13 protein-coding genes are annotated in these 15,162 nt (G+C 29.8%); all 13 read left to right on the top strand.

Features of this window, described 5'->3' with window-relative positions; all coding sequences use genetic code 11:
- The first annotated feature begins 2 nt into the window (after nt 1-2).
- The gene (locus MOV42_RS04660; protein ID WP_324172624.1) at nt 3-1,964 is read left to right on the top strand and encodes a bifunctional aldolase/short-chain dehydrogenase; all 1,962 of its coding nucleotides are present in this window, start codon (nt 3-5) and stop codon (nt 1,962-1,964) included.
- Nucleotides 1,965-2,999, top strand: coding sequence for an aminofutalosine synthase MqnE (gene mqnE, locus MOV42_RS04665; protein ID WP_324172625.1), 1,035 nt, complete (start codon nt 1,965-1,967; stop codon nt 2,997-2,999). It abuts the gene before it with no gap.
- Entirely contained in the window at nt 3,000-3,791 is a 792-nt protein-coding gene (locus MOV42_RS04670) for a glycosyltransferase family A protein (RefSeq protein ID WP_324172626.1), read from the top strand. It begins immediately after the preceding gene.
- The gene (locus MOV42_RS04675) at nt 3,788-5,917 is read left to right on the top strand and encodes an STT3 domain-containing protein (protein WP_324172627.1); all 2,130 of its coding nucleotides are present in this window, start codon (nt 3,788-3,790) and stop codon (nt 5,915-5,917) included. The genes MOV42_RS04670 and MOV42_RS04675 overlap by 4 nt, the downstream gene beginning before the upstream one ends.
- 5 nt (nt 5,918-5,922) lie before the next feature.
- Complete coding sequence (locus MOV42_RS04680; RefSeq protein ID WP_324172628.1) at nt 5,923-6,714, top strand: DNA ligase; 792 nt, start codon at nt 5,923-5,925, stop codon at nt 6,712-6,714.
- A gap of 11 nt (nt 6,715-6,725) precedes the next feature.
- Nucleotides 6,726-7,928: a glucose-6-phosphate isomerase gene (locus MOV42_RS04685; RefSeq protein WP_324172629.1), complete on the top strand. Its 1,203-nt coding sequence runs from the start codon at nt 6,726-6,728 to the stop codon at nt 7,926-7,928.
- Nucleotides 7,929-8,000: 72 nt separating this feature from the next.
- Nucleotides 8,001-8,246 (top strand): helix-hairpin-helix domain-containing protein, encoded by a 246-nt coding sequence (locus MOV42_RS04690; protein WP_324172630.1) that lies wholly within the window; start codon nt 8,001-8,003, stop codon nt 8,244-8,246.
- 55 nt (nt 8,247-8,301) lie between these two features.
- Entirely contained in the window at nt 8,302-9,669 is a 1,368-nt protein-coding gene (locus MOV42_RS04695) for a mannose-1-phosphate guanylyltransferase/mannose-6-phosphate isomerase (RefSeq protein ID WP_324172631.1), read from the top strand.
- Nucleotides 9,670-9,673: 4 nt separating this feature from the next.
- Nucleotides 9,674-10,792, top strand: coding sequence for a GDP-mannose 4,6-dehydratase (gene gmd / locus MOV42_RS04700; protein WP_324172632.1), 1,119 nt, complete (start codon nt 9,674-9,676; stop codon nt 10,790-10,792).
- Between the two features lie 2 nt (nt 10,793-10,794).
- A complete protein-coding gene (locus tag MOV42_RS04705; protein WP_324172633.1) occupies nt 10,795-11,754 on the top strand; it encodes a GDP-L-fucose synthase in 960 nt (319 codons plus the stop codon).
- Nucleotides 11,751-13,106 carry an ATP-binding protein gene (locus MOV42_RS04710; RefSeq protein ID WP_324172634.1) on the top strand — a complete coding sequence of 452 codons (1,356 nt, stop codon included), beginning with the start codon at nt 11,751-11,753 and terminating at the stop codon, nt 13,104-13,106. The genes MOV42_RS04705 and MOV42_RS04710 overlap by 4 nt, the downstream gene beginning before the upstream one ends.
- A 38-nt stretch (nt 13,107-13,144) precedes the next feature.
- Nucleotides 13,145-14,434, top strand: a complete 1,290-nt coding sequence (locus tag MOV42_RS04715; RefSeq protein ID WP_324172635.1) for a flippase — start codon at nt 13,145-13,147, stop codon at nt 14,432-14,434.
- A complete protein-coding gene (locus MOV42_RS04720) occupies nt 14,431-15,162 on the top strand; it encodes an HAD family hydrolase (RefSeq protein WP_324172636.1) in 732 nt (243 codons plus the stop codon). The genes MOV42_RS04715 and MOV42_RS04720 overlap by 4 nt, the downstream gene beginning before the upstream one ends.

The following is a 15,162-nucleotide window of genomic DNA, read 5'->3' on the forward strand; positions in this document are numbered from 1 at the left end:
TTATGAAAAGTTTATGGAATAATAACGAAGCAAAAAAGTACAAAACAGATTTAGATTTAAGAGTTTATACATCAAGACTTTTAGGACAAGATAGCTCTTTAGTTTTACATGGTGGTGGAAATACTTCTGTGAAATCGACTGCTATAAATCTTTTTGGTGATGAAGAAGAGATACTTTATGTAAAGGGAAGTGGTTGGGATTTAGCAACTATTGAAGCTGAAGGTTTTGCTCCTGTTAAGATGGAAATGTTACTTAAAATGGCGAAATTAGAAGAGTTAAACGACCCAGATATGGTTAAGTATCAAAGACTTGCTATGACAAACCCATCTGCTCCAAACCCTTCTGTTGAAGCTATTCTTCATGCTATTATCCCTTTTAAATTTGTTGACCATACTCATACAGACGCTGTTGTGACTATTACAAATACAAAAGGTGGCGAAGATAAAATAAAAGAACTTTATGGAGATAAAGTTCTAATTATTCCTTATATTATGCCAGGGTTCGTTCTTGCAAAATTGATTTATGATATGACTAGAGATGTTGATTGGTCTCAGTTAGAAGGTATGGTTCTTATGAATCATGGTCTTTTTACTTTTAACGATAACGCACAAAAGTCTTATGAAAAAACCATAGAGTTAGTTGATAAGGCTGAGAAATATTTGGCTCAAAATGGTGCAGTTATAAATGTAACTGATGATAAAACTACTATTGGGATTTTAGAATTAGCAAATATAAGACGAGAAGTATCAAAACTTAAAAAACATGCAACTATTTCTATATTAAACGATTCAAATGAAGCGATAAACTTCTCGAAACAAGATATAGAAAAAATAGCAACGCAGGGTCCTTTAACTCCTGATCATGTTATAAGAACAAAAAGAATTCCAGTAATATTAAGAGATGGTGCTAAGATTGATTTAGCTTATTTCGTTGAGGATTATAAAAAGTATTTTGAAGAAAATAAAACTGATGAAACTCTTTTAAATCCAGCTCCAAATTTTGCAATATTAAAAAACAATGGAAGCCTCTCTTTTGGTAAAAATGCAAAAGAAGCAAATATTATTAAAGATATAAATGAGCATTCGTTTGAAGCAATTTTAAAGGCTGAGAAATTAGGTGGATATAAAGCTTTAAGTGCGGCAAAAATATTTGAAGTTGAGTATTGGAGCTTAGAACAAGCTAAACTAAAAAAGAGTGGAAATTCTCTTGAATTTGGGGGAAAAGTTGCACTTGTAACTGGTGGAGCTAGTGGTATTGGTCGCTCTATTGCACAGATGCTAAATGCTAAAGGTGCGGCAGTAGTTGTTCTTGATATAAATCCTGAGGTAGAGCAGATATTTAATAAGGCTGATGCTAAAGGTGTGAAGTGCGATTTAACTTCAAGTTCTGATATAAAAAATGCTATAGAAGTTGCTGTTAAAAGTTTTGGAGGGATTGATATAGTTGTAAGTAATGCAGGTATTTTTACTCCAAGTGAAAACCTTGATACATTAAGTGATGAAAATTGGGAAAAAAGTATGAATATAAATCTAACTTCCCATCAAAAACTTATAAAACAAACAGCACCATTTTTAAAACTTGGTATAGATGCTAGCATCATTATGGTCGCATCTAAAAACTTCCCAGCACCAGGAAAAGGAGCGGCTGCTTACTCTGTTGCAAAAGCAGGTCAAACTCAACTAGCAAGAATTGCGGCACTTGAATTTGGTGAATATGGTGTTAGAGTAAATACTCTGCATCCTCATGCTGTTTTTGATACTGCAATTTGGACAGATGAAGTTTTAGCCAATCGTGCAAAAGCTTATGGAATGAGTGTCCAAGAATATAAAACAAATAATGTTTTAAAGACTGAAATTCGTTCTAATGATGTAGCAGAGTTAGTTTGTGCAATGGCTGGAAAGGCATTTGCTAAAACAACAGGTGCTCAAGTTGCCATAGATGGCGGAAGTGACAGGATTATATAAATGAATCGTTTAAACTTTGAGCAATCTCTTGAGCTATATGAGATGGATTTTTTTACTCTTGGAGTTATGGCAGATGAAAGACGAAAAGAACTTCATGGTAAAAAAACTTACTTTAATATAAATCGTCATATAAATCCTACAAATGTTTGTGCTGATGTTTGTAAGTTTTGTGCGTATTCGGCAACTAGAAAAAACCCGAACCAATACACAATGACTCATGATGAGATTATGGAGATTGTCAAAGATGTTGCGAGTCGTGGAGCAAAAGAAGTTCACATAGTTTCTGCTCATAATCCAAATACTGGACTTGAGTGGTACTTAGAGATTTTTAAAAAGATAAAAACCGCTTATCCGCATCTTCATGTTAAAGCGCTTACAGCAGCTGAAGTTGATTTTTTAGCAAGAGAATATGACAAAAGTTATGATGAAATACTAGACCTTATGGTTGAAAACGGTGTTGACTCTATGCCTGGTGGTGGTGCTGAAATCTTTGATGAGAAGGTTCGTGATTTTATATGTAAGGGTAAAGTGACTTCGGCTCAATGGTTGGAGATACATGAAAAATGGCATGCTAGAGGCAAAATGTCAAATGTAACTATGCTTTTTGGTCATGTTGAAAGTCGAGAAAATAGAATTGACCATATGATGAGAATACGAGAACTTCAAGATAAAACAGGTGGTTTTAATGCTTTTATACCTCTAGTTTATCAAAGAGAAAACAACTATTTAAAAGTTAAAGATTTTATGAGTGCAAATGAAATCTTAAAAACTATGGCAGTGAGCCGTTTAGTTTTAGATAATGTACCTAATATAAAAGCGTATTGGGTTACAAGTACAGTAAATCTTGCTCTTTTAGCACAAGAATTTGGAGCAAATGACCTAGATGGAACGATAGAAAAAGAGTCTATAAACTCAGCGGCTGGAGCGGCTAGTGCTAATGGTGTAAACTTAGAAGATTTTGTAGCACAGATAAAAAATAGTGGTTTTATGCCTGTTGAAAGAGATAGTTTATATAATGAAATTAAAGAGTGGTAAATGAATGTAACGGTTATCATTCCAACCTATAACCGCTATGAAGTTTTAAAAAGAGCGTTAGCATCTATATATGCTCAAACTCATCAGCCAAAAGAAGTTATAGTTATTGATGATGGTTCAACAGATGCAACTTCACAAATAACACAAGATTTTCCAAATATAAAATATATTTATCAAAAAAATACAGGAGTTTCAAGTGCTAGAAACTTGGGTATTAAAAATGCAAAATATGAATGGTTGGCATTTTTGGATTCTGATGATGAGTGGCATGAAAATAAACTACAAGAGCATCTATACTTTCACAAAAATAATCAAAATATTTTTATGAGTTATACAGATGAAAAATGGATAAGAAATAATAAAGAAGTAAAAATCCCAATAAAATATCATAAACATGGAGGAAAGATTTTTAAAGAGTGTCTTTCTCATTGTGTCATAGCTCCTTCTGCTACACTAATTCATAAGGATGTATTAAATGATGTTGGAGAGTTTGATGAAGACTTAGAAGTTTGTGAAGATTATGATTTATGGTTACGAGTTTCTATTAAATATGAAATAGGTCTTATTGACAAGAAACTTATTACAAAATATGGTGGAGATGAAGACCAGCTTAGCATAAAGTTTTGGGGTATGGATAGGTTTAGAGTTAAAGCACTTGAAAAATTATTACCAAATATTCAAGTAAAAAAAGAGTTATTAAAAAAATATGACTTACTTTTAAAAGGTGCCATAAAACATGATAAAATACAAGAAATTAATATTTACGAAAAAAGATTAGAGGATTTAGATTGAATAATATATCATCACAAACAAAATTAACAGTAGGTTATATACTTATTGCATTAGCATTCTCAGTAGCGATGCGCCTTATTTGGGTTTACCAGTTTAGTGGATATGAACCATATATGTTTAATGGTCAGTTTATGATAAATACAAATGATGGATATTATTGGGCGGAGGGGGCTAGAGACATACTTAGTGGAGTTTCTCAAGATAATGACCTTTCACCAATTATTACTGCTACTTCTATTCTCACAGCATTCTTTGCATATATATTTCCATTTTCTTTTGAGACTATTATGTTTTACATGCCAGTGGTTTTGGGTTCATTAGTTGTAATTCCAATTGTCTTAATTGCCAAAAGTATAGATAATTTAGAGTTAGGTTTTATAGCTGCTCTTTTAGCATCTATTGCTTGGAGTTATTATAATCGTACAATGGTTGGTTATTATGATACGGACATGTTAAACGTAGTCCTTCCAATGTTTTTACTTTGGTCTATCATTTTGGCAATTCAAACAAATGAAAATAAATATCTTCTTATTACAGCATTAGATATTTTAGTATATAGATGGTGGTATCCACAAAGTTATGCTCTAGAATTCTCATTTTTTGGCTTGATACTACTTTATACTTTGGTATGGGATAGAAAAAATCTTTATAATTATAAACTATTGGCAATTATGATGTTTGCTATGTTAAATATAGATGGTTTTATACGCTTTCCTATTGTCATTGGTTTATTTTATGCTTTTAAACAAGAAAAATTTCAAAAATATATTTATCCTATTTTTGCTATCTCAGTAGTGGCATTTTTTACTACGGGTGGTTTTAATCCTATTTGGAGTAAGTTAAAAGCTTATGTATTTAAAGATGCTATTGTAGCTACGAAAGATGGACTAAATCTTCATTTTTACTCTGTTATGCAGACGGTTAGAGAAGCAGGACAAATCTCTTTTGAAAGATTTGCTAATCGCATAAGTGGGCATATTATTACACTCCTTTTATCTGTTGTTGGTTATATATACTTGGTTTATAAACATAGAATTATGATTTTAGGACTTCCTATGATAGGGCTTGGTTTTTTAGCTTTAACAGGTGGTCTTAGATTTACTATATATGCTGTTCCTTTAATGGCTTTTGGAGTAGCTTTTTTAATCACAGAACTCTCAGTAAAAATGCCAACAAAAAAGTTAAAATACTTAAGTATTATTGCTTTTACTTTAGCAATTTTGTATCCGAATTATAAGCATATTGATGCGTATAAAGTTCCAACAGTTTTTAATGTTGATGAGGTGAAAGTGTTAAATAAGTTAAAAATCATAGCCGATAGAGAAGACTATGTAGTTTCTTGGTGGGATTATGGTTTCCCTATACGATATTACGCTGATGTGAAAACTTTAATAGATGGAGGGAAGCATAGTGGAAGTGTGAATTTCCCTGTTAGTTATGTTTTAACTAATCCTTCGCATAAAGCTGCAAAAATGGCTAGACTAGATGTTGAATATACAGAGAAAGCTTTTGATATTAGAGAAAAAAATAAACACCTAGAAGAATCAAAACGAGTAAGATTAAAAACAAATATAGAAGAGATGACAAAAGACTATGGCTTTAAAGATACAAATGATTTCTTAGCCTCTTTATCAACAGAGATAAAATTACCTAAAAAAACAAGAGATATTTATTTGTTTTTGCCTTTTAAGATGCTTGGCATCTATCCAACTGTAAAGGTATTCTCAAATTTAAATCTGATGAACGGAAAACAAAAGAGAGAGCCATTTTTCTATATGAGTAGAAATTTTAATGAAACTCAAAACACTATCGAACTTGGGAGTGGAGTTTCATTAAGTAAAGCACAAGGTATTATAAATATAGGAGGAGAAAAGGTTGGAGTTAAAAGAATTGTAACAACTTACTATGACAAAAGGGGTACGTTACAAAAAAATATAACAATGACAAACTACAATGCACCAGTAAGCTTAATTTATATGTCGACATATAAAACTTTTTTAGTTGTAGATGAGCAAACATATAATTCACTTTATATTCAACTTATGGTTTTAGAAGAGTATGACAGAAATCTTTTTGAGCAAGTTCTTACAAATCCACATGTAAAAGTTTATAAGCTTAAGATATAAAGAATATGAAGAAATTTTTGCTTATTTTTCTGTTTTCATCTCTTTTTGCACAGAAACCTGAACTATTTCTTTTAAATAAATATAGCACAGATATAGATGTGACTTCTTGGTATATGAGTGAAAAACTTGATGGCGTTAGAGCCTATTGGGATGGAGAGAAACTAATATCTCGAAACGGAAAAGTTTTTTCTGCTCCTGCTTTTTTTATAAAAGATTTCCCTAAAAATAAACTAGATGGTGAACTTTGGAGTAAGAGAGGTGACTTTTCAAATGTATCTTCGATAGTAAATAGAAAAAAAGCCAATGAGGCTTGGAAAAATTTAACTTACAATATTTTTGAAGTCCCAGATGCTAAAGGCAATCTTTTAGAACGACTAAAAATAGTTAGAACTAATAAATACATTAAAGTAATAAAACAAATAAAAGTAAAAGATAAGAAGCATCTAGACTCTTTTTTAAAAACTATTGAAGAGAAGGGCGGAGAAGGAGTTGTCGTTCGTGATGGGAGTTTAAACTACTATGCTAAAAGGAATAATGACGCACTAAAAGTAAAGAGTTATATAGATGAAGAGTGTGTTGTTGTAGGATATAATGAAGGTCATGGAAAGTATAAAGGCTTAGTTGGTTCAATCTCTTGTAAAATGAATAATAAACAAGTCATAAAGATAGGAAGTGGACTGAAAAATTATCAAAGAAAAAATCCTCCAAAAATTGGTGCTATAATAACCTTTAAATATTATGGTTTAACCTCAAAAGGAAATCCTAGGTTTCCAGTTTTTTTACATGAGAGAAACTAAAAAGAAGAGATATGAAATATACAAATAATTTTAACCCAACCATTTCAGATACAAAGCTGTTTAACGAGATAGAAAAAGAGAAAAAAGATATTGGTTATTACAACTTAGTATATCAAGATACTTCCTCATTTAAAGAGTATGCCGCGTCAGTAAAGCAAAAAAACATTATGGTTATTGGCATCGGTGGAAGTACGCTTGGAACTTATGCCATTTACAAGTTTTTAAAACATTCTAAAACACTTAGTAAAAAACTTTACTTTTTAGAGACAACTGATCCTATAGATATACGCTCAAAAATAGAAGCAGTTGATTTAAAAGATACACTTTTTGTAGTTATTTCGAAATCTGGGACTACAATAGAGACTATCTCTATATTTAAGTATATAAATTCACTCGTTAAATGTGATAAAAATAATACTTTAATTATTACAGAAAACGATTCTAAACTTAAATCTTACGCAGATAAAAATAGTATAAAAACTTTTGATATTCCAAAAAATGTTGGTGGAAGATTTTCTGTATTTAGTGCTGTTGGATTACTTCCTTTAGCTATGGTAGGTTTAGATATAGATAAACTTTTAAGTGGAGTAAAGAGTACACATAACTCATTTTTTAATAAAAAAGATGTTTTTCATAGACTCTTAAAAAAAGCAAGATTTTTTACAGAGTATAAAAATAGATTTAATATAAATGTAGTCTTTTCTTACTCTTCAAGGCTTGAAGGTTTTAACAAATGGTATATTCAACTTTGGGGGGAGAGTTTAGGTAAAATAGATATAAATGAAACTCCCCAAGGTCTTACACCTATAGGAATTATTGGACCAATAGACCAGCACTCCTTTTTGCAACTTATAGTAGAAGGAAAAAGGGATAAAACAGTAACTGTGATAAAAGTGGATGATTTTTATAGTAATTTGAAAATACCACACATAAAACTTGAAGGATTAGAAGAGTTAGACTATATAGATGGCTTAGAATTTTCTTCTCTTATAAATAGCCAAGCAGATGCAACTATAGAGTCCATAAATAACTTAAATGATATACCATGCGATGTTATAACCATAGATGCTGTTAATGAAGAAGCAATAGCAGGGTTAATGTATGAGTATGAACTTCTTACTTCTATTTGTGCTAAGTTTATGTACATAGATGCATATAATCAACCTGGGGTTGAGAGCGGGAAAATCATACTTAAAGAGAAGCTAAAAAAATAATATTGCTTTGTTAGACTTGTCTTTTTATAATCATTTTGATATACTACTCGAAATAAAAATTAAGGTTGTTAAATGAAGTTATTTGTGATGATTATTTTAGGGTTTAGTTTATTGTTTGGAAGTGTTGATATTAACACCGCTTCAAAGAAAGAGTTAAGTAGTTTAAATGGCATCGGAACTATAAAAGCAGAGGCAATTATTGCTTATAGAAAAACAAATTGTTTTAAAAATGTAAAAGAACTTGCAAAAGTAAAAGGCATTGGTAATAAAACTGTTGAAAAAAATAAAAGTGATTTAACTGCAAGTCCTTGTAAATAGTTAGTCCTAAAAAAAAACAATTGGTGAAAATGAAGATATTGGTAAATTATAATTTATGACGAATATAATCTTATGTGGGGGAAGTGGTACTAGACTATGGCCTATTAGTCGTACATTAATGCCAAAACAATTTGTAAAACTTTTTGATGAAAAATCATTGTTTCAGTTGACAGTTGAGAGAAATTCTAAAATATGTGATAGTCAATATATAGTTTCAAATACGGAACAATATTTTTTAGCACTTGATCAACTTGAAGAGTTGAATAAAACTAATAATAAATATTTATTGGAACCAATTGGAAGGAATACAGCACCTGCAATTGCCTTAGCTTGTATGGCTCTTAGTCCTGATGAAGTAGTATTGGTCACACCATCAGATCATCTTATAAAAGATGAGATTGAATATGAGAAAGTATTAAACAAAGCTCAAAAATTAGCGAATGACGGTTTTCTTATAACATTTGGCATTACTCCAACATTTGTAGAAATAGGGTTTGGATATATTGAGAGCGAAGGCTTGAATGTAAAAGCTTTTCACGAAAAACCAGATTTTAAAACAGCTGAGCGATATTTACAGGCAGGAAACTATTATTGGAATTCTGGAATGTTCTGTTTTAAAGCAGGAGTATTTTTAGATGAACTTAAAAAATACTCTCCAAATATTTACAAGTCTTCAGTAAAAGCCTTTAACAATGCAAAAAAAGAAGACACTATTAGAATTAAACATGATGATATGCTAGATATTCCAGAAGATAGTATTGACTATGCCGTTATGGAAAAATCAAGTATTGTTAAAGTTGTAGCCTCGGATATAAAATGGTCTGATGTTGGAAGCTTTGACGCACTCTTTGAAGAACTTCCAAAAGATGAAAATAATAATACTAAGAATGATAAACATATTTCAATTGACTCAAAAAACAATCTTATATACGGTCAAAATAAATATATAGCTACAATAGATATTGAAAATATGATTATTGTTGATACTGGGGATGCTATACTTATCAGCAAAAGGGGAAGTTCTCAAAAAGTAAAAAAAGTTATAGCAGAGATTAAAAAAACAACTAACTTGCATAATATTCATTTAACAGGTCATAGACCATGGGGAACATATACTATACTTGAAGATTCCATAGGTTACAAGATAAAAAGAATCGAAGTTAAACCTAAAAAAAGATTATCTTTACAAAGACATAAGTATAGGAATGAGCATTGGGTAGTTGTAAGTGGTTGTGCGACTGTAACGATAAATGAAGATACATTTGTACTAAATCAAAATGAATCAACATACATCAAAGCAGGCGATGTTCACAGACTTTTAAATGATACTAACAAACCATTAGTTATAATAGAAGCACAAGTAGGTAGTTATACAGGCGAAGATGATATCCAAAGATTAGAAGATGATTATAAAAGGAACTAGATAGATGAGGGAAAAAGTAGCATTAATAACAGGAATAACAGGACAGGATGGAAGTTATTTAGCTGAGTTCTTGTTAAAAAAAGCTTATATAGTTCATGGCATAAAAAGAAGAAGTTCACTTTTTAATACTGACCGCATAGACCACCTCTATCAAGATCCACATGTAGAAAATAGAAACTTAATCTTACACTACGGTGATATGACGGATAGTATGAACTTAACTCGTATTATTCAAGAAGTTCAACCAGATGAAATATATAACTTAGCGGCTATGAGTCATGTCGCTGTATCTTTTGAAACTCCTGAGTATGTTGCCAATGCAGATGGTACAGGAACGCTTAGAATTCTTGAAGCTGTTAAACTTTTAGGGCTTACAAAAAAAACAAAAATATATCAAGCTTCTACTTCTGAGCTATATGGGAAAGTGCAAGAAACTCCTCAAAGTGAAACAACACCATTTTATCCAAGAAGTCCTTATGCAGTAGCAAAAATGTACGCATACTGGATAACTGTGAACTATAGGGAAGCTTATGGTATGTTTGCTTGTAATGGAATTTTGTTTAATCATGAGTCTCCAGTAAGAGGTGAGACTTTTGTAACGAGAAAGATTACAAGAGCAGCATCTAAAATAGCATTAGGATTACAAGATAAATTGTACCTTGGCAACTTAGATGCTAAAAGGGATTGGGGTCATGCAAAAGACTATGTAAGAATGATGTGGTTAATTCTTCAAGCTGATGAAGCACAAGACTGGGTTATAGCAACTGGCGAGACTACAACAGTAAGAGATTTTGTAAAAATGAGTTTTGCTTATGCAGGAATAGAGTTAGAATTTAAAGGCGAAGGTGTAGATGAAAAAGCATTTGTAATATCTTGTTCAAATCCAGATTATCAAGTTGAAATAGGAAAAGAAGTTGTTTCAGTGGATCCTAAATATTTTAGACCTACAGAAGTTGACTTACTTTTAGGTGACCCTACTAAAGCAGAAACAAAACTTGGATGGAAAAGAGAGTATAAATTAGATGAACTTGTAAATGACATGATGAAATCAGACCTAAAACTTATGACAAAAGATGTATATCTACAAGAGGGTGGATATAAAACTATGAGTTATTTTGAATAATAATGAATAAAAATAGCAAAATATATATTGCAGGGCATAAAGGACTAGTAGGTTCAGCAATAGTAAAAAACTTAAAATCTAAAGGCTATACAAATTTAATATATAAAACTCATAAAGAGTTGGATTTATTAGACCAAATGGCAGTAGAAAACTTCTTTGAAAAAGAAAAACCAGAGTATGTTGTCTTGGCTGCTGCAAAAGTTGGTGGAATAGTTGCTAACAATACTTACAGAGCTGACTTCATTTATGAGAACCTACAAATTCAAAATAATGTAATCCACCAGAGCTATAAACATAATGTAAAAAAATTACTTTTTTTAGGAAGTACTTGCATCTACCCAAAAAATGCACCACAGCCCATGACTGAAGACAGTTTACTTACTAGTCCTTTAGAGTATACAAACGAACCTTATGCCATAGCAAAAATAGCAGGTATCAAAATGTGTGAGTCTTACAATATTCAGTATGACACAAATTTTATATCTGTAATGCCTACAAATCTATATGGACCAAACGATAATTTCGATTTAGAAACTTCTCATGTACTTCCCGCACTACTTAGAAAAATGCATGAAGCAAAACTTAACAATATCCCTCAAGTAGAGATATGGGGAAGTGGAAAACCAAGAAGAGAATTTTTATATAGTGAAGATATGGCTGATGCTTGCGTATTTTTACTTGAATGTAGAGATGCTAACGTTACATATACAAAAGATTTAAAAGAAATAAGAAATACACATATAAATATAGGTACAGGTGTAGATATATCTATAAAACAGTTGGCATTGAGTATTAAAAAAATAGTTGGATATGATGGTGAATTGTATTTTAATGATACTAAACCAGATGGTACTATGGTAAAGCTGACTAACCCATCTAAACTTAATGAGTTAGGGTGGAAATATAAGATTGAGCTTGAAGATGGTATCAAAATGATGTATGAGTGGTATTTAAAAAGATGATAGTAACACCAAAAGAACTTTTACTAGCTATAGCTGATGGAGAAAGTGAAACATTAGAATTTAAAATATCTTTTCAAAAAGAAGTTATTGAATCTATCGTGGCTTTTTCCAATGCTAGAGGTGGAAAAGTTTTTGTAGGAGTTGATGACCTTGGTAAAATAGTTGGTGTTGAACTTACTAAAGAAAGTTTACAAAACTGGATAAATCAAATTAAACAAAATAGTTCACCTTCAATTATTCCTAATATAAATATTATTGAAATATACAAAAAAAATGTAGTAATTATAGAAGTAAAAGAGTACCCTATTAAACCAGTAAGTTACAAAAACAGGTATCTTCTAAGAAGAAAAAACTCAAACCATGTTATGAGTATGGAAGAGATTGCAAATGAATACTTGAAAACTAAAAATAGTTCTTGGGATTATTATATAGATACATCTCAAGACTTTAACGATATAAGTTTGGAGAAAATAGAAAGATTTATTAAAAGAGTTGAGAAAACTTTTAATAAATCTTTTGCAGATACTCCTATGAAAATACTGCAAAAGTACAGCTTAGTGCAAGATGATAAAATAACTTTTGGAGCATATTTATTATTTGTCAAAGATTTCTGCCTTATCAGTGGCATACAAGCAGGACGATTTAAAACTTCAACAGATATTATAGACAGTATCTCTTTAAATTGTGATATTTTAAATGAAGTTGATGAATTGATAATATTTATACGAAAACATCTTATGGTTGAATACATTATTACAGGTAGCCCCCAAAGAGAAGAAAGGTATGACTATCCATTAGATGCTATAAGAGAGATAGTTTTAAATATGATTGTTCATAGAGACTATAGAGATAGCAGTGATTCTGTTATTAAGATATTTGATGACAGAATAGAATTTTTTAATCCTGGAAATTTATATGATGGATTAACTATCGAACAACTTATTTCAAATAATTATGAATCAAAAACAAGAAATAAGCTGATTTCTCTTATGTTTAAAGAGTGTGGTCTTATAGAAAAGTATGGTTCAGGAATAAGTAGGATTAAAAAGTTTTGTATAGAGCATAATATTGTAGCACCTAAATTTGAAGAGATACAAAAAGGTTTTAGAGTTACGCTATATAAAGAAAAACTAGCTGAGGGAATAAATGAGGGAATAAATGAGGGAATAAATGAGGGAATAAAATCTCTTTTTAGTTTTATAAAAAACAATCCATCGCAAAGAATATCTCATATATCAGATAATTTAAATATTCCTTCTAAAACACTAGAAAGGTGGATAAAACAACTCAGAGATGAAAAAAAAATAATATACAAAGGAAGTAAAAAAACTGGTGGGTATTTTTGTTTATGATTGCTAAACTAAAATCCCTAAAAAATCATCAAGGCTTTATGAAATATTTTAAAAACACTTCATGGCTTTTTGGTGAAAAAATACTCCGTATGGTGGTAGGTTTATTTGTAGGGATTTGGGTAGCCAGATATTTAGGTCCTGAACAGTTTGGACTTTTTTCTTATGCACAAAGTTTTGTAGGACTTTTTGCAGCTATTGCTACTCTTGGACTTGATGGTATAGTTGTAAGAGAGCTTGTTAAAGATGAAAGCAAAAGAGATGAGCTTATAGGTACAGCTTTTTGGCTTAAAGCAGTGGGGGCGTTTGTTGTTTTGCTTATATTGGCTATTGCTATTAATTTTACATCCAATGATACCTATACAAATACATTAGTATTTATCATAGCGTCTGCTACTATATTTCAAAGCTTCAATGTAGTAGATTTTTATTTTCAAAGTAAAGTAATGAGTAAATATGCAGTGTATGCAAATATTATAAGTTTATTTATGAGTAGTATAGTAAAAGTCGCACTACTTTTAAATGAAGCCCCACTTATAGCTTTTGCATGGGTAATACTTTTCGATAGTTTTGTTCTAGCTATGGGATTTATCTATTTTTATATTAAAAATAACTCATCAGTTTTCAAGTGGAAATTTGATAAAATTGTTGCTGTTAGTTTATTGAAAGATTCTTGGCCACTTATGTTTACTGTTGTCATGGTTATGGTATATTTAAATGTAATTCCTATATTATTAAAATACTATCTTCATGATTTAACTTTGATTGGTCATTATCAAGTTGCTTTACGTATTACAATATTAATAGATTTTATTCCAGTTATTTTAGTTAATTCTATTTTCCCATACTTGGTACAATCATCTTCAGATACTAAAAGGTATTTAAAAAATTTACAAATTATTTCGAATTATTTTAATGTAATAGTCTTATTGTATTCCATTATGCTTATATTATTTTCAAAAGAAATTATTCTTTTATTATATGGAAAAGATTATTTATATTCTGCTGAACTATTTAAATATATGGTACTATTAAATTTCTTTTCTTTTCATGGTTATTTGAGTGGAAGGTATTATATTATTGCTAAACTTGAGAAACAGTATCTTTTACGAGTTATATTAGGCTTATTAGTTTTATTGATGTCCTCAGCATATCTGATTCCGAAATATCAAGTAGAAGGTGCAATAATATCTTTATTACTTTCAGAATTAATGGTAGTATTTATATCAGATATTTTTTATTTAAATAAAACAAAAGATATTTTAATGATAAAATTAAAAAGTTTATATTTATTTGTAAATTATAAATCATATGTAAGGAATAATAAATGAAGAATGTAGTTTTTTTAGACTTTGATGGAGTGTTATTTAATACCGTTAAAGAAGCGTATATAGTATCTATGATAGCTTTAAATAATGAAAATACAATCAATAATTTAAGTTTTAATTCTAATGAATATAAATTATTTTCAAAATTTAGATATTTAGTTTCTCCTGCTTGGAATTATAAATATATATTAAAATTAATAATAGAAGATAAAATTAATAATTTTGAATTAAATTATCGATGCTTAAAGAATAAAGCGAATAAAAATGAGTATATAAAATTTGAGGAATCGTATTTTAATACAAGAAAAAAGTTAAAAAATCTGTATTTTAAAAAATGGCTTAAATTAAATGAACCTTATAAATTTTTTGAATTGATAAAATCTTTTTTGATAAATTTGGCTGATAATTTTATCATTGTTACTACAAAAGATAAAGCAACAGTTTTAAAGTTATTAGAGTTAAATGGTATATATTTTAATTCAAAACACATATACGATAATAAAGATTTTGAAATTTTTAAGGATAAAGCTAATATAATAAAGGATATTATGAATATAGAAAATATAACAAAAGCTATTTTTGTAGATGATAATTTAGATCATTTATTGCTTTGTAAAAATATAAATAATTTAGATGTATATCAAGCTAACTGGGGTTATATTTCAGAAAAAGATTCTAATGCCGTTGATGAAAAAACCATTATAAGTAAAATTGAAAAATTAATAGGATAA

It is taken from the genome of Sulfurimonas sp., assembly GCF_029027405.1.
GTDB lineage: Bacteria > Campylobacterota > Campylobacteria > Campylobacterales > Sulfurimonadaceae > Sulfurimonas.

Coding starts and splice junctions, on each gene's coding strand:
- MOV42_RS04660 (WP_324172624.1), top strand. CDS start 3: ATGAAAAGTTTATGGAATAATAACGAAGCAAAAAAGTACAAAACAGAT.
- MOV42_RS04715 (WP_324172635.1), top strand. CDS start 13,145: ATGAAATATTTTAAAAACACTTCATGGCTTTTTGGTGAAAAAATACTC.
- mqnE (WP_324172625.1), top strand. CDS start 1,965: ATGAATCGTTTAAACTTTGAGCAATCTCTTGAGCTATATGAGATGGAT.
- MOV42_RS04710 (WP_324172634.1), top strand. CDS start 11,751: ATGATAGTAACACCAAAAGAACTTTTACTAGCTATAGCTGATGGAGAA.
- MOV42_RS04670 (WP_324172626.1), top strand. CDS start 3,000: ATGAATGTAACGGTTATCATTCCAACCTATAACCGCTATGAAGTTTTA.
- MOV42_RS04695 (WP_324172631.1), top strand. CDS start 8,302: ATGACGAATATAATCTTATGTGGGGGAAGTGGTACTAGACTATGGCCT.
- MOV42_RS04680 (WP_324172628.1), top strand. CDS start 5,923: ATGAAGAAATTTTTGCTTATTTTTCTGTTTTCATCTCTTTTTGCACAG.
- MOV42_RS04705 (WP_324172633.1), top strand. CDS start 10,795: ATGAATAAAAATAGCAAAATATATATTGCAGGGCATAAAGGACTAGTA.
- MOV42_RS04690 (WP_324172630.1), top strand. CDS start 8,001: ATGAAGTTATTTGTGATGATTATTTTAGGGTTTAGTTTATTGTTTGGA.
- MOV42_RS04720 (WP_324172636.1), top strand. CDS start 14,431: ATGAAGAATGTAGTTTTTTTAGACTTTGATGGAGTGTTATTTAATACC.
- MOV42_RS04685 (WP_324172629.1), top strand. CDS start 6,726: ATGAAATATACAAATAATTTTAACCCAACCATTTCAGATACAAAGCTG.
- gmd (WP_324172632.1), top strand. CDS start 9,674: ATGAGGGAAAAAGTAGCATTAATAACAGGAATAACAGGACAGGATGGA.